Here is an 18704-nt window from a genome sequence, read left to right as displayed (position 1 = left end):
AGATCCGCGCCGGCCTCCTCCCGGTCACCCGGAATTCCAGCTTTCTCCCCTGATCGGCCGTCCCCGGTGGATCCGGAGGCCTGTGACGCCCGGCATACTGCTGATGTGACTCACCGGTATCTCGACTCCCCCGTCCCCATCGGCCTGGCCCACCGGGGCGGCTGGCCCCTCGACGCCTCCGGGCGCCCCCGCACCGGGCTGGAGAACACCGCGGCGGCGTTCCAGCACGCGATCGACCTGGGCTACCGCTACCTGGAGACGGACGTGCACGCCACCCGGGACGGCGTGCTGCTGGCCTTCCACGACGAGACCCTGGACCGGGCGACCGACATGCCCGGCGCCATCGCCGACCTGCCCTACAGCGAGGTCGAGCGGGCCAGGGTCGGCGGCGAGGAGCCGGTGCCGGTGCTGGAGGAGCTGCTGGGCTCCTGGCCGGAGGCCCGGTTCAACATCGACGTCAAGTCCGACGGCGCGGTCGGGCCGCTGATCGAGGTGCTGCGCCGCACCGGCGCCTGGGACCGGGTCTGCCTGGGCTCGTTCGACCAGCGCCGGCTGGACCGGGTCCGCCGCCTGTCCGACCGGCGCACCGCGCTCTCCTGCGGCCCCTGGGACGTGGCCCGGCTGCGGTTCGCCTCGCTGGTGCCGCCGCTGCTGCCGCTGGTGCGGCGCGGGGTGGACTGCGTGCAGATCCCGCTCGAGATGAACGGCTTCCCGGTGCTCAGCCGGGACCTCATCGCCACCGCGCACCGGTTCGGCATGCAGGTGCACGTGTGGACGGTCAACGACACCGCGCTGATGGAGCGGCTGCTCGACGCGGGCGTGGACGGCATCGTCACCGACGACACCGCCGGGCTGCGCGACGTGCTCGCCGCCCGCGGCGCCTGGCCCGGGGCGGGGCGGTGACCGGCCCGGCCGCCGCCGGCGGCCCGCCCCGCACGCCCCCGGCCGGCCCCTCCCCGGCCTGCTCCCCCGACCCCCAGGACGGACGGCGCTCCCCATGACCTCCGCGGCCCCGAAGCCGGACCCCGGCAACGCCCCCTCGCCCGACCCCGCGCAGCGCCGCCGGGAGCAGCGCGGCTGGTACCTCTACGAGTGGTCCAACCAGGTCTTCTTCACCTCGGTGATCACCGTGCTGATCGGCCCCTACCTGAGCGGGCTGGCCTGCGCGGAGGCCGGCGCGCCCGACGCCGCGGCCTGCACCGGCGGCGCCTACTACGTGTACCCGCTCGGCATCCAGGTGCACGCGAACGCGCTGTACCCGGCGGCCACCGTGGTCGCGATCCTGCTGCAGATCCTGCTGCTGCCGATCGTGGGGTCGCTGGCCGACCGGTCCAGGAACAAGAAGGGCTGGCTGTTCTCGCTGGCCCTGACCGGCGCGCTCTCGGTGAGCGCCCTGTACCTGACCACCGACGGCTACCTGCTCTCCACGCTGCTGTTCCTGACCGCCAACGTGGCCTACGGCGCCGCCGAGGTGGTCTACAACGCCTTCCTGCTGGAGATCGCCACCCCGGACGAGCGGGACCGGGTCTCCAGCACCGGGTGGGCCGTCGGCTACCTGGGCGGGGCGGTCCTGCTCGCCGCGCACCTCGGGCTGGTCATGGCCGCCCCCTCGCTGGGGCTGGAGCAGGGCGAGGCGGTGCGCATCGCGTTCGCCTCGGTCGGCGTCTGGTGGATCGGCTTCATGCTGCTGGCGCTCAAACCGCTGCGCAACCGGTACAGCGCGGCGGCCGCGCAGGGACCGCGGCTGCGCCCGGGAGCGACGGTCGGCCAGTTCGTGCACACCGTCAGGGGCATGCGGCGCTACCCGCAGACGCTGCTCTTCCTGCTGGCGTTCATCCTGTTCAACGACGGCATCCAGGCGGCGCTGCGGTACGCGGCGCCGTTCGCCACCCAGGACCTGCGGATCTCCCAGGAGGTGCTGATGGGCACCATCCTGATGATCCAGTTCGTCGCCTTCGGCGGGGCGCTGGCGGTGGGCGCGCTGGCCCGCCGGATCGGGCCGAAGAACGCGGTGCTGTGCACCCTGGGCGTGTGGTGCGTCCTGGTCGGCCTGGGCTACCTGCTGCCGGCCGGCGAGCCGCTGCTGTTCGTCGCGCTCGCGGTGGGCATCGCCCTGGTCCTCGGCGGCTCCCAGGCGCTCTCCCGCGCGCTGTTCTCGCAGCTCATCCCGCGCGGCCGGGAGGCGGAGTACTTCGCCGTCTACCAGATCAGCGACAAGGGCTCGTCGCTGCTCGGCTCGCTCGCGGTGACCCTGGCGGTCACCTGGACCGGCGGGTACCGGGTGGCGATCCTCTCGCTGATCGTGTTCTTCGTGGTCGGCGGCTTCCTGCTGTGGCGCACCGACATCCGCAAGGGCATCCGCGACGTCGGCAACGAGGCCCCGGAGAGGGTGTGACCGGCGGGGCCGGCGCCCGCATGGCGCCCGCCCCGCCCGGGTAGGACTCCCCGGCGGCGTCCGCCGCGCCCGGCCACCGGAGAGTTCCGCAGGGGGGACGATGCTTTTCGGCAAGGAGCACGTGCGCAGGTACCAGGAGACCGACGGGGCCGAGGGCCATGACTGGAACGGCACCACGGTGCTGATCCTCACCACCACCGGCCGCTCCTCGGGGCTGCCCCGCAGTACACCGCTGATCTACCGGCGGGACGGGGACTCCTATGTGGTGGTGGCCTCCAAGGGCGGGGCCGACGAGCACCCGCAGTGGTACCGGAACATCCTCGCCGACCCCGAGGTCGGGGTGCAGGTCGGGGGCGACCGGTTCACCGCGCGGGCGCGCACCGCCTCACCGGAGGAGAAGCGGCGGCTGTGGCCGGTGATGGCCGCGACCTGGCCGCAGTACGACGAGTACCAGGCCAGGACCGACCGGGACATCCCGGTGGTGGTGCTGGACCGGGCCGGCTGACCCGGTGGCCCTCCGGCGGCCTGCTAATCCCGTTCCGGGCCGCCGGGGTGCGCCGCCTCGCGGCGCAGCAGGGCGCCGCCCACCTGCGGCAGCACCAGCACGCTGAGCATGCCGGCGCCCACCAGGGCCGCCGCGACCGCGCCGTCCAGCGCGCCGGACTCGGTGCCGATCGTGGTCAGCACCACCAGCAGCGGCAGCGCGGTGGCGGAGAACAGCGCCAGCGCGGGCCGCTCGGCCCCGGACACCTCGCCCCGGGACAGCAGGTACTCCGGCCCGCCCCGGACCAGCAGCAGCGCGGCCAGGAAGAGCGGGACCAGCAGCAGGGCGACCGGGTCGGCGAGCAGCGCCGGGAGGTCGAAGCGGACCCCGGTGACCACGAAGAAGAGCGGGATGAGGAAGCCGAAGCCGATGGCGTCCATCTTCGACTCCACCGCCTCCGCCTCCTCCGGGTGGTTGGTGGTCAGCATCAGCCGCACGATCACCCCGGCCGCGAACGCTCCGAGCAGCGCGTCCAGCCGCATGCTGGAGGCGACCCAGACCAGGAGCACGACCAGCAGCATGCACAGCCGCACCGCGAGCTGGGCGCTGGAGCCCAGGGTGGCGCGGAGCAGCCGGCCCAGCCGCTCCGAGGGCGGCCGGGTGGCGCGCCAGGCGGCCAGCCCGGCGAGCGCGAAGAAGACCGCCAGCAGCAGCGTCCCCTCGATCGGGCGGTAGCCGCTGAGCAGCAGGGCGATGAGCACGATCGGACCGAACTCGCCCACCGTCCCCGAGGCGAGGAACCGCGTCCCGAAGGCGCCGCCGAGCGCCCCGGAGTCGCGCAGGATCGGCAGCACCGTGCCGAGTGCGGTGGTGGTCAGCGCCAGGCCGATGATCAGGGCCGTCTGCGAGGCGCCGAAGAAGAGCGCGGCGGCCGCCATGCCCAGCGCGACCGAGCAGAGCCAGGCCAGCAGCGCCCGGCGGAGCGGCCGCCCCTTGATCCGGTCGAAGTCGATCTCGTAGCCGGCCATGAACATCAGCAGCGCCAGCCCGAGTTCGGAGAGCATCGCCACCGCCTCGGTCTCGTGGACCAGGCCGGCGCCCGCGGGGCCCAGCGCGATGCCGAACAGGATCTCCAGCACCGTGGCCGGGACCACCACCCAGCGGGCGATCCGATCGCTCACCAGCGGCGCCAGGAACGCCGCGGTGAGGATGACCAGCAGCATCCTCAGCGTCTCCGCCGACTCCCCCTCCACGGCGCCCCCTCAAGCCCCCGTGCCGCCTCCCCGTCGGCGGCACCCTATGCAGGGCGGCCGCCGCCCGGCGGCTGCGACACGCGCCCCGCGCCCGCCCCTCCCCCGGCGATCCTGGCGTTGCGGGGGCATCAGGGCGCCCTGACGCCCCCGCGACACCAGGATCGCCGCCCTGGGGCGGGTGGTGCCGGAGTGAACCGGCGGCGGAGAAAGGCGGGAAAGGCCGCCGGTCCGGGAATCCGGCGGCGGCGGGGGGCGTTGCACCCGATCCGGGGGTCATGACCACCGCGCGTACGGCCTTGGCGTGAGCCGACGCGACCAGGGGCGGCCCCCGAGGAGGACGCGCACGGTGCGGCCCGGGGCCCGAGCGACAGGCCATTATCGCACGGTTGGATCACCGTCGCCCGGGGAATCTTGACACGGACCGGCACGTTACATCCACGAAGACCGCTAGAGCGCCTGGAGGCATGCAGACGATGGCCGAGCGAGCACTTCGCGGTACCCGGCTCGGGGCGACGAGCTACGAGAACGACCGCAACACCGACCTGGCCCCGCGCCAGGAGGTCACCTACGACTGCCCTCGGGGTCATCGCTTCTCCGTCACCTTCGCGACCGAGGCCGAGACTCCGCCCAACTGGGAATGCCGCTTCTGCGGCGACAACGCCCTGATGGTCAACGGCCAGGAGCCCCAGGAGAAGAAGGCCAAGCCCGCCCGCACCCACTGGGACATGCTGCTGGAGCGGCGGAGCATGGAAGAGCTGGAGGAGGTCCTCGCCGAGCGCCTCCAGCTCCTGCGCGACCGGCGCAGGGAGGAGCAGGAGCACATGGAGGCCATCGCGGCCCAGCGCAAGAGCGCCTGACCCGGGGGAGGCGGTTCCAGGCGCCCCGCGCTCGCGGGGAGCGGTGGTCGATATCGGGCGGCGGCCCTGCCGGGGCCGCCGCCCGAAGCCGTCCCGGGGCCCGTCAGGGCCGCCCCGGGGCGGCGCGCCCGTTTCCGGGGAGGGCCCCCGGGCGGGTCCCGGTCCCCTGCGGCGCGCTAGGCGTTCTCCGCCGCGGCGATGGAGCCGAACGGGTCGTGGGTGGTGCCGACCAGGTCGGCGACGGAGTCCAGGACCTTGGTGGGGCGGTAGGGGAAGAGGTCGGCGGTGTTCCGGTCGGAGATGCCGGAGAGCACCAGGATGGTCTGCAGCCCGGCCTCCAGGCCCGAGCGGACGTCGGTGTCCATCCGGTCGCCGATCATCAGGGTGCTCTCGGAGTGGGCGCCCAGGGTGCGCAGGGCCGAGCGCATCATCAGCGGGTTGGGCTTGCCGACGTAGTAGGGGGCGCGGCCGGTGACCCGCTCGATCAGCGCGGCGACGGCGCCGGTGGCCGGGAGCGAGCCCTCGCGGCTCGGCCCCTTCTCGTCGGGGTTGGTGGCGATGAACCGGGCCCCGTTCTCCACCAGGCGGATGGCCCGGGTGATCGCCTCGAAGCTGTAGGTGCGGGTCTCGCCGAGCACCACGTAGTCGGGGTCGCGGTCGGTCAGCACGTAGCCGATGTTGTGCAGCGCCGTGGTCAGCCCGGACTCGCCGACGACGTAGGCCGACCCGCCGGGGCGCTGCTCGTCCAGGAACCGGGCGGTGGCCAGCGCCGAGGTCCAGATGGAGCCCTCGGGGATCTCCAGCCCGGTCCGCTTGAGGCGCGCCTGGAGGTCGCGCGGGGTGTAGATCGAGTTGTTGGTCAGCACCATGAAGCCGATCCCGTTGTCGCGCAGCTCGGCGACGAACGCGTCGGCCCCCGGGACCAGGTGCTCCTCGCGCACCAGGACCCCGTCCATGTCCATCAGGAAGTTCCAGCCCGATTCATTGCTCACGTCTCGATTGTCCCCTGAGTCACGGGTGGAAACGACCCCGGCGCACCGGAAGGGACCGAGCACACAGCCGCTCCGGGCCGGGGAAGCACAGGCCCCGAGGCGACGAGCGCGGCGCCGAGGCCCCGCCGGAGTGCTCCGGCAGGGCCCGCGGCGCCGCGCTCGTCGGGAGAGCGGGGCGGGGTCAGGCGGGGGCGCCGGGCTCCTCGGGGGAGTCGGTGAAGCGGCCCTGGATGACCTTGCCGCGGCCGGGGGCCTCGCGCTCGGGCCCGCTCCACTGGCCGGGGACGCCGGAGCCGTCCGGGAAGGCGCCGTGCACGGTGACGCCCATCTTCTTGATCCGCCGCTCGGCCCAGGAGGCGAACGCCCAGCGCAGCAGCGGCCGGGTGAAGGGCAGCGCGAGGACGGCGCCGACCGCGGCGGTGAGGAAGCCCGGGATCGCCAGCAGGATGCCGCCGACCATCAGCATCAGGGTGCCCAGCAGGCCGCCCTCGGGCGGGGTGCCGGTGCGCATCGCGGCGTCGGCCTCGCGGAACGCCTTGGTCCCGGCGCGGCGCAGCACCAGCACACCGGCGGCCGAGAGCAGGAAGAGCAGGGCGATGGTCCACGGCGCCCCGATCCAGGAGCCGACCGCGATCATCAGCGCGATCTCGGCGAACGGCAGCGCCAGCAGCGCCAGGACGATCAGCAGCGGCATGGGCACCATCCTCGAACGATTCCGCTTCCCACCGTGTTGAACGCGCCGCGGGCGCGCGGCGTTCCCGGGCGGGCCGGTCCTCACCCGGTTCTCACCTTCGCGCTCGGCCCCTCACCCGGCGCGGCGGGCCCGGCGGGCGGAGACCAGGGCCGCGCCCAGGGCGCCCAGGGCGGCGGCGCACAGCAGCGCCTCGGGCACCGGGCCGAGCCGGGTGGCCGGGGTGAAGCCCGTCTTCGCCGGCAGCTCGGCGACGTGCCAGTCCCGCTCGGCCTCCGGGGAGCGGTAGACCACCTCGCCGCGCTCGTCGACGAAGGCGCTGACCCCGCTGGTGGAGGCGACCACCGCGGGGCGGCCGTGCTCGATCGCGCGCAGCCGGGTGATGGCCAGCTGCTGGTCGGACTGGCCGGTGAAGTTGTAGTTGGCGTTGTTGGTGGGGACCACGATGATCTCGCCGCCGGCCTGCACCGATTCGCGGACCGGGGCGTCGAAGGCGACGTCGAAGCAGATCGCGGCGCCCACCGTGGTGCCGTTGAGCTCCAGGGCGCCGGGCTCGGTGCCGGGCACCGCGTCGCTGCCGACCTGCTCCAGCCGGGAGACGAACCGGGTGAAGAAGTCCCGGTAGGGGACGTATTCGCCGAAGGGCACCAGGAAGCGCTTGGTGTAGTGCTCGCCGGGGCCGGTCTCGGGGTCCCAGACCACGCTGCGGATCTCCCGCCGGGAGCCGTCCTCGCTGTAGCGGGTGATGCCGAAGAGCAGCGGGGCGCCGATGTCCCGGGCGGCGGCGGTGATCAGCTCGGCGGCCTCGGGGTCGGTGTAGGCGTCGATGTCGCTGGCGTTCTCCGGCAGCACCACCAGGTCGGGCCGCTCGGCCTCGCCGGCCCGCACCTCCGCGGCCAGTTCGTGCACCGCCTCGGTGTGGTTGCGCAGCACCTGCATCCGCTCGCCGAGGATGTCCATCTCGCCGGCGTTGGGCACGTCGCCCTGGATCATCGCGACGGTGGCGGTGTGGTCGGTGGCCGGCGCGCCGATCCGGGGGGCCGCGGCGCCGACGGCGGTCACCGCGACCGCGCCGGCCAGCAGGCCCGCGGCGGCGCCCAGGGCGCGGCCGCTGCGCGGCGCGGGGGCGGCCTTGAGGACCGCGGCCAGCAGCAGGGTGCCGGTCAGCGCCACGGCGAAGGAGGCCAGCGCGGAGGAGCCCCAGGCGGCGTAGCCGCCGAGCGGCGTGTCCGGCTGGGCGAAGGCGAGCTTGCCCCAGGGGAAGCCGCCGAGCGGGAAGCGGGCCCGCACGGCCTCCTGCAGGATCCAGACGGCCGCGGTCCACAGCGGCCACCAGCGGAACCGGTAGAGCAGGGAGAGGCCCATCGCCATCGGGACGAAGTAGACGGTCTCCGCGGCGGCGATGGCCAGCCACACGTCGGCGCCGAACACGTCCTGCCAGCGGAGCAGCGGGACCATCAGCACCGCGCCGGAGAGCAGGCCGAGCCAGGCGGCGCGGCGGGGGCGCACCCCGTACAGCGCCCAGCCGAGCAGGGCCACGCCGATCGGGCCGAGCCACCACAGGCCGTACGGCGGGAGCGCGAGGAGCTGGGCCAGCCCGGAGCCGACCGCCGCGGCGGCGCTCGGCAGAGCGGACCGGCCGGGCAGGCGGAAGCGGCTCCGGGGGGTGGAGGCGGTCGGTTCCTCTCCGGCGTCGCCGGTGTCGGGAAGGGCGCCCTGGGCTACCACGTTCGACTCGCTTTCCACCGTTTGTCACCGCCCCGCGCCGAGCGGGGCGGTATGGGGGGACGCGGAAAAGGCCCGAAGCACCCTTCGGACCGGATCCGTCTCGTCGGCGGCGAGCGCGGAGACCGTTGTCTACTGGATGTTCGGGCCTTTTCCGGGTCCAACCCCCCGCCCGGTCGCGGCACCCCGGTCCTTACCCGGCCCCCGGCCGCACCTGGTGCGTGGCGCGGCGGCCGGCGGGGCAAGTCCCGGACCGCTCAACCGGTCCGTCCAGTGCTGGACTGGTTCGCTAGATTACCCAGACTCCCGAGTGTCCGCTGCAACCCCCGGCGCCCGTGTCGGACCCGGCCGCACCGGCCCGGCACGGAACCGGGCCGATCGGGCCCGGCATGCGCCGGCGGGCGCACACGGCGCCCTGGAATCGGATAACCGCCGACAGGCTAACAGCACCCACCGATTCCACGCCACTCGTGGAACGGGATGGAAACCAGAGGTGAACGAGGCGGTCGCCGGCTCCGCCCGGAACCGCCCGCGTGACCGAAACCGGATCGAAACCGGGCGGAGCATCGACAGATCGCGTCCGATGCTGTTCGATGTGATCGACACAACGCTCAAGATCGATCGGCGATCGATCAGGTACGGACACGGGAGCTGGTCCCATGGCGAAGATCGCCCTCAGCGGCGTCGACAAGGTCTACCCCGGCGGCGGCAAGGGGTCCACCGGCGTGAAGGCCGTCGACGGCCTCGACCTGGAGATCGCCGACGGCGAGTTCATGGTGCTGGTCGGCCCCTCCGGCTGCGGCAAGTCCACCGCGCTGCGGATGATCGCGGGCCTGGAGGAGATCAGCGCCGGCGAGCTGCGGATCGGCGACGAGGTGGTCAACGACCGGCCGCCGAAGGACCGCGACATCGCCATGGTGTTCCAGAACTACGCGCTCTACCCGCACATGACGGTCGAGCAGAACCTGGCCTTCGGCCTGAAGCTGCGCAAGATCGCCAAGCCGGAGATCCAGCGCCGGGTCGCCGAGGCCGCCGCCATGCTCGGCCTGGAGACCTACCTCAAGCGCAAGCCGGCCGCGCTCTCCGGCGGCCAGCGGCAGCGGGTCGCCATGGGCCGGGCCATCGTCCGCGAGCCGCAGGCGTTCCTGATGGACGAGCCGCTGTCCAACCTGGACGCCAAGCTCCGGGTGCAGATGCGCGCCTCGCTCAACCAGCTGCACGAGCGTCTCGGTGTCACCACCGTCTACGTCACCCACGACCAGGTCGAGGCGATGACCCTGGGCGACCGGGTCGCGGTGCTGCGCGACGGCCGGCTGCAGCAGGTGGACACGCCCAAGAACCTGTTCCGCAACCCGGTGAACCTGTTCGTGGCCGGCTTCATCGGTTCCCCCGCGATGAACTTCGTCGGCGCCGAGCTGCAGCGCGACGGCGACGCCGGGGTGCTCTCCTTCGCCTCGCACAAGCTGCCGGTCCCCGCCGAGGTGCTCGACTCCCGCGAGGGGCTGCGCGACTACTTCGGCCGCTCGCTCATCCTCGGCATCCGCCCCTCCGACTTCGACGACGCCGCGCTGGCCGCGCACGACTCCGCGACGATCCAGGTCACCGCGGACGTCACCGAGGAGCTGGGCACCGAGATCAACGTCATCTTCGGGGTGGACGCCCCGCCGGTGCAGCACGAGGACGCCGCGGCGCTGGCCGCCGACGCGGCCGGCGACGGGGAGGACGACGAGGGGGCCGCCTCGCTGCCGCTCTCCGGCGACCGCTCGGTGTTCACCGCCCGGGTCAACCCGCGCAGCGAGGTCTCCCCCGGCAAGTCGATCACGCTCGCCGTGGACGTCACCCAGCTGCACTTCTTCGACAAGGAGAGCGGCCTGGCCATCGGCCGCCCGGCCGACGCCTGACCCGCCGCTCCCCGGCTCCCCGGGGCCCGGCCGTTCCCGGGGCGGGGCGCGAAGGCGGCGCCGCGCGCCCTCCCTCCGCGCAGGAGGGCCCGCGGCGCCGTACCCCGGCGCGGCTACTTCACCGCGCCCGCCATGACGCCCTGGACGAAGTAGCGCTGGAAGGCGAAGAAGACCACCAGCGGCACCAGCATCGAGATGAACGCCCCGGAGGAGATGATGTCGATGTTCGCCCCGAACTGGCGCATCTCCGCCTGCAGCGCCTTGGTCATCGGCTGGTTGGCGGCGTCGGCGAAGACCAGCGCGACCAGCAGGTCGTTCCAGACCCACAGGAACTGGAAGATGGTGAGCGAGGCGATCGCCGGGCCGCCCAGCGGCAGGATGACCCGGCGGAAGATGGTGAACTCCTTGCCGCCGTCCATCCGGGCCGCCTCCAGCAGGTCGCGCGGGATGGCGGCGAAGAAGTTGCGCAGCAGGAAGATCGCGAACGGCAGGCCGAAGCCGACGTGGAACAGCACCACCCCGGCGATCGAGCCGTAGATGCCCAGCCCGCCGTAGAGCTGCGCGATCGGCACCAGCGCCACCTGCAGCGGGACCACCAGCAGCGCGACCACGCCGAGGAACAGCCAGTCCCGGCCGGGGAACTCCAGCCAGGCGAAGGCGTAGGCGGCCAGCGCGGCGATGACCACGATGAGCAGCGTGGAGGGCACCGTGATCAGGATCGTGTTCAGGAACGATCCGGTGAAGACCGCGTTGTCCAGCAGCCGGGCGTAGTTCTCCAGGGTCAGCTGGGCCGGCTCCAGCAGCGCCGTCCACCAGCCGGAGGAGGCGTTGTCGGCCGGGGTGCGCAGGCTGGACACGAACAGGCCCAGCGTGGGCACCAGCCAGAACAGCGCGATCAGCACCAGCAGCAGCTGCGCCAGGCCCGAGCCCAGCGCACCGGTCAGCCGGGCCGCCACGGTCCTGCGCGGCGCCCCCTCCGCCCCCGGCTCCGGCCCGCCGCCCGCGGCGGGCGGCGCCTCCGTCGTCGCGGCGTCGTCGCTCATGACCCCTCCCGGCGGAACCGTCGGATCTGGAAGACCATCGCGGGGATGACCAGGACCAGCAGGAAGACAGCCAGCGCGCTGCCCAGCCCCTGGTCGTTGATGCCGAACGCGACCCGCCACATCTCCAGGGCGAGCACGTTCGCGTCGGCCTGCACCGACCCGGGGGCGATCACGAACACCAGGTCGAAGATCTTCAGCACGTAGATCATCAGGGTGACGAAGACGACCATCAGCACCGGGGAGAGCAGCGGCACGGTGACCCGGCGGAACACCTGCCACTCGGTGGCGCCGTCCACCCGGGCGGCCTCCAGCGCGTCGCGCGGGATGGCGGCCAGCCCCGCGGCGATGAGCACCATGGCGAACCCGGCCCACACCCACAGGTAGGCGCCGATGATGGCCGGGGTGACCAGGGTCGGCCCCAGCCAGGTCACCCCGGCGTAGGGCGGGGTGAAGTTCCGCTCGGAGAGTTGGACGGTGTGGGCGCCGGAGCCGACGTCCTCGAAGGCGAAGGAGCCGTCCGGCGCCGTGCGGGCGGTCGCCCGGACCTCCCCGCCGGAGACCAGCCGCACCTCCATGCCGGGCAGGCCCTTCTCCTCCGGGTCGACGGCGCCCTCCTCTCCCCCGCCGCCGGGGGTGAAGTCCAGCCAGACCGTCCCGGTGATCGCGTCCGGCCCGCCCGGCCGGGGTTCCGCAGCCGGGGCGGCGTCCCCGGGCAGGTCGTCCGGGGCGACGCCGACCAGGCCGATCGCGACGCCCTGCCCGGCGGAGACCTCGCCGGGCGCCCGGTAGCCGCCGCCGGGCAGGGCCGGCAGGTCGCCCTCCTCGCGCGGCCGGGCGTCCGGGTAGGCGCCGGCCGGCGAGACGGTGTCCTGCACGGTGGTGATCACCGCGTTGGCCAGGCCGCGCTCGGGGTCCTGCTCGTAGACGAGCCGGAAGATCACGCCGGAGGCCAGGAAGGAGACGGCCATCGGCATGAACACGACCAGCTTGAACGCGGTGGCCCACCTGATCCGCTCGGTGAGCACCGCGAATATCAGCCCGGCGACGGTGACCACGATGGGGGCCACCACCACCCACACCGCGTTGTTGCGCAGCGCGATGAAGGTGCCCGGGCTGGTGAACATCTCGGCGTAGTTGTCGAACCAGACGAACTGGGTCCCCGCCGCGTCCCACAGGCTCCGGTACACCGAGAACAGGATCGGATAGACCATGTAGGCGCCCAGGAAGAGCAGGGCGGGCAGCAGGAAGACCAGGGAGAGCCACCGGGGCGGTCCCAGCGTCCCGGCGCGCTCCTCGTCCTCGGCGCCCGGCGGCGCGCCCTGGGCGGCGCCGGGCGGCGGCTGTGGGGTGTCGGCCATCCCGGTTCGGCGCGGCGCCTCCCGGTCCCCGCGGACCGCCGGCCGCGCCCCTCCTCTCCGTCTCGCTCTCCGCCTGGGCCCGGCGGCCCCGGGGTGCCGGGCCGCCGGGCGCGCTCAGGGCAGGGTCAGGAGGCCTCCTTGGCGGCCGCCTCCAGGTCCTCCGCGGTCGCCTCGGGGTCGCCCGGGTCGCGCAGGAAGTCTTGCAGGATCGACCACATGCCGCGCCCCTCGGTGGCGCCGAACCGGCTGGGCACCTGGTCCGACATGTCGTAGCGGACGTTCTCGCCGGCGTCCAGGATGGTCTGCGCGAGCTCCTGGGTGAACTCGTCGGCGTAGGCCGAGGACTCCACCTGGGAGTTGGCCGACAGGTAGCCGCCGAGCCCGGCCCAGGTGGACTGGGCCTCCGGCGAGGCGAGGTAGGCGAGCAGCTCCTGGGTGCCCTCGTTCTCGCTCATCGCCACCGCGATGTCGCCGCCGACCACGACCGGCGGCTCCTCGCCGACCGCGGGGAAGGGGAACGCCAGGGCGTCCTCGCCGACGGCGGCGCCGGCCTCGGCCGCGTTGGCGGCGACGAAGTCGGCCTCGAAGACCATGGCCGCGTCCTGCTGGCCGTAGACCTGGCTGACGCAGGTGGGGAAGTCGGTCTGGACCGCCCCGTCGGTGCCGCCGGCCATGAAGTCCTTCTCGCCCCAGACGTCGGCCAGCGTCTCCAGGGTCTGCACCACGCTGTCGTCGGTCCACGGGATCTCGTGCGCGGTCAGCCGGTCGTACTTCTCCGGCCCGGCGTGCGAGAGGTAGACGTTCTCGAACCAGTCGGTGAGCGTCCACCCGGAGGCGCCGCACATCGCGAACGGGACGGTGCCGGAGTCCGACAGCGTGCTCGCCGTGGTGCCGACCATGTCGTCCCAGGTGCTCGGGGGCTGGACCCCGGCGGCCTCGAAGGCGTCCGGCCGGTACCAGACGATGGACTTGTGCGCGGCCTTGAGCAGGATGCCGTAGGCCTCGCCGTCCACCGAGCCCAGCTCGCGCCAGTAGTCGGTGTAGTTCTCCTCCAGTGCGGCCGCGGCGTCGCCCTCCAGCGGGACCAAGGCGTCCTGCTCCGCGTACTCGGCGAGCAGGCCGGGCTGCGGGAGCAGTGCGACGTCCGGCGGCTCGCCCGCCTCGATCTTGGGGCCGAGGTAGGCGCCGGTGTCCTCGCCGGTGGGCTCGTAGGAGACGGTGGCCCCGGTCTGCTCCTCGAAGCCGGCCAGCACCTCCTCGAAGTTGTCCTGCTCCACGCCGGTCCACTTGGCGGCGACCTTGAGCTGGACGCCCGCCAGGTCGCCGCCGCCCGCCGGGCCCTCGCCGCCGCCCGGGGCGCAGCCCGCCACGGCCAGCAGCCCCGCCGCCGCCGCGGCGGCGGCGCCGCGGGCCCTCTTCCTGTGCTCAGCCATGGCTTCCCTCTCGTCGCTGTTCCGCTCCGGGCTCCCCCCAGATGCCCGCGCCGGTCTCGGGGTCGAAGAAGTAGAGCCGCGCGGTGTCCACCCGGACCCGCACCGGCCGCCCCTCGCCGGTCTGCGAGCGGGGGCTGAACTTCGCGATCATCGGGCTGCGCCCGCCGGCCGCGCCGATCTCGTCGGCGCCGGCGTCCCGGGCGAGCTCCCTGGTGTCCTCGGTGACCACCGGCGGCGCGCCGATGGCGAAGTGCACGAGCAGCTCCGAGCCGAGCGCCTCGACCAGTTCGGTCTCCGACTCCAGCACGGTGCCCTCGGGGGCCTCCCCGGGCAGGTCGGCGTCGTCCATGTCCTCGGGGCGGACGCCCACCGCGACGTCGCGGCCGAGCATCCCGCGCAGCCCGGGGCGCTCGGCGAGCAGCGCGGCGGGCACCGCGAGCCGCTGGTCGCCCAGGGAGAGCAGGGCGCCGTCGCCGTCGGCCTCCAGCCGGCCCTGGACCAGGTTCATCGCCGGGGAGCCGATGAACCCGGCGACGAAGAGGTTGCCGGGCCGCTCGTAGAGCTCCTGCGGCGGGGCGACCTGCTGCAGCACGCCCTTCTTCATCACCGCGACCCGGTCGCCCAGGGTCATCGCCTCGACCTGGTCGTGGGTGACGTAGACGGTGGTGACTCCGAGGTCGCGCTGGAGCCGGGAGATCTCCGCGCGCATCTGCACCCGGAGCTTGGCGTCCAGGTTGGACAGCGGCTCGTCCATCAGGAACGCCTGCGGCTCGCGGACGATGGCCCGGCCCATGGCGACCCGCTGCCGCTGGCCGCCGGAGAGGTTGCGCGGCTTGCGCTTGAGGTGGTCGGTCAGGCCCAGGGTGGCGGCGGCCTTCGCGACCCGCTCGGCGATCTGCGCCTTGGGCATCTTGCGCAGCTGCAGGCCGAAGCCGATGTTGTCCTCCACCGTCAGGTGCGGGTAGAGGGCGTAGCTCTGGAAGACCATGGCCACGTCGCGGTCGCGGGCCGGGACCCGGTTGACGGTGCGGTCGCCGATGGCGACGGTGCCCTTGCTGATCTCCTCCAGCCCGGCGATCATCCGCAGCGCGGTGGTCTTGCCGCACCCGGAGGGGCCGACCAGCACCAGGAACTCGCCGTCGGCGATCTCCAGGTTCAGGTCGTTCACCGCGCTGGTGCCGTCCGGGTAGATCTTGTAGACCCCGTCCAGCCGGACATCCGCCACGATCAGCCACCACCCGTCTTCGCCGCTCGGCATCGGGGAGCCGGTCCCGCGGACCCCGTGGCGGGCGCCGCGCCGCGGTGCGGCCGCGGTCCGGGCCCGCGGCTGTGCCGTGGGCCACACCGAACTCTCGACCCTTGTCGTACCAGCGTTTGTTCCGGCGTAACAGTGGGCGACGCCCCCTGTTACTGATCTGTTTCCCGCCTTTGGCGGCGTTCGCGGGGCGGTGAGCGGAAAGCCCCCGGTGGCGGGGTTTCGGCCCGTTCGGAAGGCGGTGGCGGCCCCGGGAAGGGCGCGGGGCGGCGCCGGACGCCCCGGCACCGCCCCGCGCTCCGCCCGGGCGCTACCCGGCCCGCTCCTCCCGGGCCAGGTGGCGGCCGATCACCATGCGCTGGATCTGGTTGGTGCCCTCCACGATCTGCAGCACCTTGGCCTCGCGCATGAACCGCTCGACCGGGAAGTCCCGGGTGTAGCCGGAGCCGCCGAGGACCTGGACCGCGTCGGTGGCGGTCTTCATCGCGGTGTCGGTGGCGAAGAGCTTGGCCATCGCGGCCTGCTTGGCGAACGGCCGCCCGGCGTCCCGCCGCCGGGCGGCGGCCAGGTAGAGCTCGCGGGCCGCCTCGACCTGGGTGGCCATGTCGGCGAGGAGGAAGGACAGGCCCTGGTGCTCGATGATCGGGCGGCCGAACTGGCTGCGCTCGGCGGCGTAGGCGACGGCGGCGTCCAGTGCGGCCCGGGCCACGCCCACCGCGCAGGCGGCGATGCCCAGCCGGCCGGAGTCCAGCGCGGACAGCGCGATGGCGAAGCCCTTGTCCACCTCGCCGACGAGCGCGTCCGCGCCGACCTCGGCGCCGTCGAAGCGGACCGCGGCGGTGGGCGAGGCGCTCATGCCCATCTTCCGCTCGGGGGCGTCGGCGGCGACCCCGGGGGTCGCGGCGGGCACGTGCAGGCAGCCGATGCCGTTCGCGCCGGAGCCGGGGGCCCCGGTGCGGGCGAAGAGGGTGTAGAAGTCGGCGACGCCGCCGTGGGTGATCCAGGATTTGGCGCCGTCGATGCGGTAGCCGGCGCCGGTCTTGGCGGCCCGGGTGGACAGGGCGGCGGCGTCGGATCCGGAGTGCGCCTCGGAGAGGCAGTAGGCGCCGAGCAGCCGGCCGCCGAGCATGTCGGGCAGCAGGCGCTCCTTCTGCTCGGCGGTGCCGAAGGAGGCGACCGGGTAGCAGGCCAGGGTGTGCACGCTCAGCCCGAGCCCGACGGCCAGCCAGCCGGCCGCGAGCTCCTCGACGACCTGGAGGTAGACCTCGTAGGGCTGGTCCCCGCCGCCGTACTCGCCGGGGTAGGGCAGGGAGAGCAGCCCGGAGTCGCCGAGCAGGGTGAACAGGTCGCGGGGGAACGCGGCGTCCTCCTCCCCCCGGGCCGCCCTGGGCCGGACCTCCTTGTCCACCAGGTCCCGGACCAGCTCCAGGAGGTCGGCGGCCTCCGGAGTCGGAAGAGTGCGCTCAACGCCCATGCCATTCCCTCAGGTAGTACCGGCAGGTCGTGCCGGTGGACGGCCTCGCGAGAGGTATTTACTCGGTCGTCCAACTACATGGTGACATGGGGCACTTTAACCCATCCCGCCGCCCCGCCCGCGGACCGGACGGCGGGGCGGAGGCTACAGCCGGCCGCGCTTCACCGAGTCCAGGAAGCCCTGCCACTCGGCGCGGGGGAAGGCCAGATGGCCGCGCTCGCGGTTCTGGGTGTCCCGCATCTTCACCGCCTGCGGCGCCTCGGCGACCTCGACGCAGGCGCCGCCGTTGCCGTGGCTATAGCTGCTCTTCTTCCACGTCTCCATAGCGGTTCTCCATGATCTTGCGTATCGACGTGACGGACTGTGAGGGCGGCAGGGACTCGGCCTGGAGCTGCCCGAACAGCGTCCGGAACTCCTCCACCTCTGCGGGGGTGTCGACGACCTCCCCGCCCTTCGCATGCTCCGCGTAGGCGATCGTCCTCGTCTGGTCGAGCCTGTACATCCAGAACGGAAGACAGAGTCCGATGCTGGTGCGGGCGTCGACCGGCAGGAGCTGCAATCTGATGACGCCGCTCTCCGAGAGTTCGGCCATGTGTCCCAGCTCTCGGTGCATGATCCTCTCACTCCCCACCACGTCCAACAACACGGCCTCTTTGACGATGAACCACATCAGCGGACGCCCCTGTTCGAGAACGGCGCCGAGCCGTTTGGAGCGCGTTTCGACGATTTCGCCTATCTCTTCCGGAGTGGCGGTTATCATCCGGTCCTCGGCCAGAGCACGCGTGTACTCGGCGATCTGCAGAATCCCGGGAACGACGGTCGATTCATAGGCGCGGATCTCCTGGGCGCGGCGTTCTATCGCGAGGACGCTCTTGAACCAGTCCGGAACGTTTCCCTGCCGGGACGCCTCCTGCCAGAGACGGGAGAAGGTCCCCCCTGTCTCCAGAATGGCGTCCAGTTCCTCCGCGTGCTCCCGCTGCGGGGTCCGCTCGGCCCGCTCGATCTTCCCCAGCATGGTGTAGTGCAGCGCCAGCCGACCCGCCAGCCGGCGCTGCGTCATCCCCGATGACGAGCGCACACGCCGCAGCTCCCGCCCGAACCGGACCCACTTCTCATGCACCTGCTCCGCCATGGAGACAGGCTGTCATTCCTGGAGACACATGAGGACGAGAAAGCCAGAAAGAGCCAGAAACGTATCCCCGCTGGAAGTGGAAGCCGCAGGTCGGCATGCTCAAGATCACTGAAGACATAGAAGACCCCGGCGGCCGCTACGAGACCCCGGGGCGCGGCCCCCACCTGACCAGAGGTGAAGACATGGAGCAGTTTATCCCTCCTCCTCCCCCGCCGATCCACCGATTCGCCCTCGATGCGGGCGAAGAACTCCCCTGCACCGAAAACGGGCTGCGGCGGGCGCGGTCGCTCACCCGGGCCAGGCTGCGGCCGCTCTGGTCCGACTCACTGATGGACGACGCCGAGATCTGCGTGGACGAGGCGTTCTGCAACGCCTGGCGGCACACCCGCAGCGGCCTGGGCGGCGGCACCGTCTCCCTGCGCCTCTACGCCCTGGCCGACGGCCCGCTCTACATCGACGTCGGCGACGCGGGGCCGCTCCGCCCGGGCGACCGCCCCCGCGTCGCCCGCCGCGCCCTCGACCTGGGCGCCGAGTCCGGCCGGGGGATGCTGCTCATCGACGCCATCGCCGCGCACTGGCTCTACGTCCCCGCGCCCGACCGCGGCCGGCTCTGCATGACCCTGCTGACCCCGGACCGCTCCCCGCTGCCCGCGCGCGCCGGGGCCGCCCGCTGAGACCGCCCGGCGGAGGCCCGGCGCCCGGCCCCCGCCT

General features: G+C 73.3%; 17 protein-coding genes. 6 read left to right on the top strand and 11 right to left on the bottom strand.

Features of this window, described 5'->3' with window-relative positions; translation table 11 throughout:
- Positions 1-105 precede the first annotated feature (105 nt).
- The 3 genes from D459_RS0102525 (at position 106) to D459_RS0102515 (ending at position 2900) form a co-directional block, all read left to right on the top strand.
- Positions 106-903: a glycerophosphodiester phosphodiesterase gene (locus D459_RS0102525; RefSeq protein ID WP_017591417.1), complete on the top strand. Its 798-nt coding sequence runs from the start codon at positions 106-108 to the stop codon at positions 901-903.
- A gap of 94 nt (positions 904-997) precedes the next feature.
- Positions 998-2395, top strand: a complete 1398-nt coding sequence (locus D459_RS0102520) for an MFS transporter (protein ID WP_017591416.1) — start codon at positions 998-1000, stop codon at positions 2393-2395.
- A gap of 100 nt (positions 2396-2495) precedes the next feature.
- On the top strand, positions 2496-2900 hold the full coding sequence (locus tag D459_RS0102515; RefSeq protein WP_017591415.1) for a nitroreductase family deazaflavin-dependent oxidoreductase: 405 nt from the start codon (positions 2496-2498) through the stop codon (positions 2898-2900).
- Between the two features lie 23 nt (positions 2901-2923).
- Here the strand turns inward: D459_RS0102515 and D459_RS0102510 are convergent, their stop codons facing one another.
- Positions 2924-4132: a cation:proton antiporter gene (locus D459_RS0102510; protein WP_017591414.1), complete on the bottom strand. Its 1209-nt coding sequence runs from the start codon at positions 4130-4132 to the stop codon at positions 2924-2926.
- 473 nt (positions 4133-4605) lie between these two features.
- On the opposite strand from D459_RS0102510, the gene D459_RS0102505 reads away from it, so the two are divergent.
- Positions 4606-4989 (top strand): RNA polymerase-binding protein RbpA, encoded by a 384-nt coding sequence (locus tag D459_RS0102505; RefSeq protein WP_017591413.1) that lies wholly within the window; start codon positions 4606-4608, stop codon positions 4987-4989.
- Positions 4990-5165: 176 nt separating this feature from the next.
- On the opposite strand, the gene D459_RS0102500 is transcribed toward D459_RS0102505, so the two are convergent.
- From D459_RS0102500 to lnt, 3 genes are all read right to left on the bottom strand, one after another.
- Positions 5166-5951, bottom strand: a complete 786-nt coding sequence (locus D459_RS0102500) for an HAD-IIA family hydrolase (protein ID WP_020380029.1) — start codon at positions 5949-5951, stop codon at positions 5166-5168.
- 211 nt (positions 5952-6162) lie between these two features.
- Positions 6163-6675 carry an FxsA family protein gene (locus D459_RS30455; RefSeq protein WP_017591411.1) on the bottom strand — a complete coding sequence of 171 codons (513 nt, stop codon included), beginning with the start codon at positions 6673-6675 and terminating at the stop codon, positions 6163-6165.
- Positions 6676-6786: 111 nt separating this feature from the next.
- Entirely contained in the window at positions 6787-8400 is a 1614-nt protein-coding gene (gene lnt, locus D459_RS0102490) for an apolipoprotein N-acyltransferase (protein ID WP_017591410.1), read from the bottom strand.
- A gap of 656 nt (positions 8401-9056) precedes the next feature.
- Between lnt and D459_RS0102485 the strand changes: the two genes are divergently transcribed.
- Positions 9057-10298 (top strand): ABC transporter ATP-binding protein, encoded by a 1242-nt coding sequence (locus D459_RS0102485; RefSeq protein ID WP_017591409.1) that lies wholly within the window; start codon positions 9057-9059, stop codon positions 10296-10298.
- Between the two features lie 113 nt (positions 10299-10411).
- Here the strand turns inward: D459_RS0102485 and D459_RS0102480 are convergent, their stop codons facing one another.
- The 7 genes from D459_RS0102480 to D459_RS30450 all read right to left on the bottom strand — a co-directional run bounded on the left by D459_RS0102480 (position 10412) and on the right by D459_RS30450 (position 17993).
- Positions 10412-11341, bottom strand: a complete 930-nt coding sequence (locus D459_RS0102480) for a carbohydrate ABC transporter permease (protein ID WP_017591408.1) — start codon at positions 11339-11341, stop codon at positions 10412-10414.
- Positions 11338-12699, bottom strand: a complete 1362-nt coding sequence (locus D459_RS0102475) for an ABC transporter permease (protein WP_017591407.1) — start codon at positions 12697-12699, stop codon at positions 11338-11340. The genes D459_RS0102480 and D459_RS0102475 overlap by 4 nt, the downstream gene beginning before the upstream one ends.
- A 125-nt stretch (positions 12700-12824) precedes the next feature.
- Positions 12825-14132, bottom strand: coding sequence for an ABC transporter substrate-binding protein (locus D459_RS0102470; protein WP_017591406.1), 1308 nt, complete (start codon positions 14130-14132; stop codon positions 12825-12827).
- Entirely contained in the window at positions 14125-15357 is a 1233-nt protein-coding gene (locus D459_RS0102465; RefSeq protein WP_026119993.1) for an ABC transporter ATP-binding protein, read from the bottom strand. Before D459_RS0102465 ends, D459_RS0102470 begins: the two co-directional genes overlap by 8 nt.
- Before the next feature lie 340 nt (positions 15358-15697).
- A complete protein-coding gene (locus tag D459_RS0102460) occupies positions 15698-16861 on the bottom strand; it encodes an acyl-CoA dehydrogenase family protein (RefSeq protein WP_017591404.1) in 1164 nt (387 codons plus the stop codon).
- A 144-nt stretch (positions 16862-17005) separates the two neighbouring features.
- Positions 17006-17185, bottom strand: coding sequence for a DUF397 domain-containing protein (locus D459_RS0102455; protein ID WP_017591403.1), 180 nt, complete (start codon positions 17183-17185; stop codon positions 17006-17008).
- On the bottom strand, positions 17157-17993 hold the full coding sequence (locus D459_RS30450) for a helix-turn-helix domain-containing protein (RefSeq protein WP_017591402.1): 837 nt from the start codon (positions 17991-17993) through the stop codon (positions 17157-17159). The genes D459_RS0102455 and D459_RS30450 overlap by 29 nt, the downstream gene beginning before the upstream one ends.
- Positions 17994-18175: 182 nt before the next feature.
- On the opposite strand from D459_RS30450, the gene D459_RS30445 reads away from it, so the two are divergent.
- Positions 18176-18667, top strand: coding sequence for an ATP-binding protein (locus D459_RS30445; protein WP_081620419.1), 492 nt, complete (start codon positions 18176-18178; stop codon positions 18665-18667).
- Positions 18668-18704 lie beyond the last annotated feature (37 nt).

It is taken from the genome of Nocardiopsis potens DSM 45234 (genome assembly GCF_000341105.1).
In the GTDB taxonomy this organism is placed as follows: domain Bacteria; phylum Actinomycetota; class Actinomycetes; order Streptosporangiales; family Streptosporangiaceae; genus Nocardiopsis_A; species Nocardiopsis_A potens.
This window is presented reverse-complemented; position numbering and strand designations above follow the sequence as displayed.

Coding starts and splice junctions, on each gene's coding strand:
- D459_RS0102520 (WP_017591416.1), top strand. CDS start 998: ATGACCTCCGCGGCCCCGAAGCCGGACCCCGGCAACGCCCCCTCGCCC.
- D459_RS0102515 (WP_017591415.1), top strand. CDS start 2,496: ATGCTTTTCGGCAAGGAGCACGTGCGCAGGTACCAGGAGACCGACGGG.
- D459_RS0102505 (WP_017591413.1), top strand. CDS start 4,606: ATGGCCGAGCGAGCACTTCGCGGTACCCGGCTCGGGGCGACGAGCTAC.
- D459_RS0102500 (WP_020380029.1), bottom strand. CDS start 5,951: ATGGACATGGACGGGGTCCTGGTGCGCGAGGAGCACCTGGTCCCGGGG.
- D459_RS30455 (WP_017591411.1), bottom strand. CDS start 6,675: ATGCCGCTGCTGATCGTCCTGGCGCTGCTGGCGCTGCCGTTCGCCGAG.
- D459_RS0102485 (WP_017591409.1), top strand. CDS start 9,057: ATGGCGAAGATCGCCCTCAGCGGCGTCGACAAGGTCTACCCCGGCGGC.
- D459_RS0102480 (WP_017591408.1), bottom strand. CDS start 11,341: ATGAGCGACGACGCCGCGACGACGGAGGCGCCGCCCGCCGCGGGCGGC.
- D459_RS0102475 (WP_017591407.1), bottom strand. CDS start 12,699: ATGGCCGACACCCCACAGCCGCCGCCCGGCGCCGCCCAGGGCGCGCCG.
- D459_RS0102470 (WP_017591406.1), bottom strand. CDS start 14,132: ATGGCTGAGCACAGGAAGAGGGCCCGCGGCGCCGCCGCCGCGGCGGCG.
- D459_RS0102460 (WP_017591404.1), bottom strand. CDS start 16,861: ATGGGCGTTGAGCGCACTCTTCCGACTCCGGAGGCCGCCGACCTCCTG.
- D459_RS0102455 (WP_017591403.1), bottom strand. CDS start 17,185: ATGGAGACGTGGAAGAAGAGCAGCTATAGCCACGGCAACGGCGGCGCC.
- D459_RS30450 (WP_017591402.1), bottom strand. CDS start 17,993: ATGGCGGAGCAGGTGCATGAGAAGTGGGTCCGGTTCGGGCGGGAGCTG.
- D459_RS30445 (WP_081620419.1), top strand. CDS start 18,176: ATGGAGCAGTTTATCCCTCCTCCTCCCCCGCCGATCCACCGATTCGCC.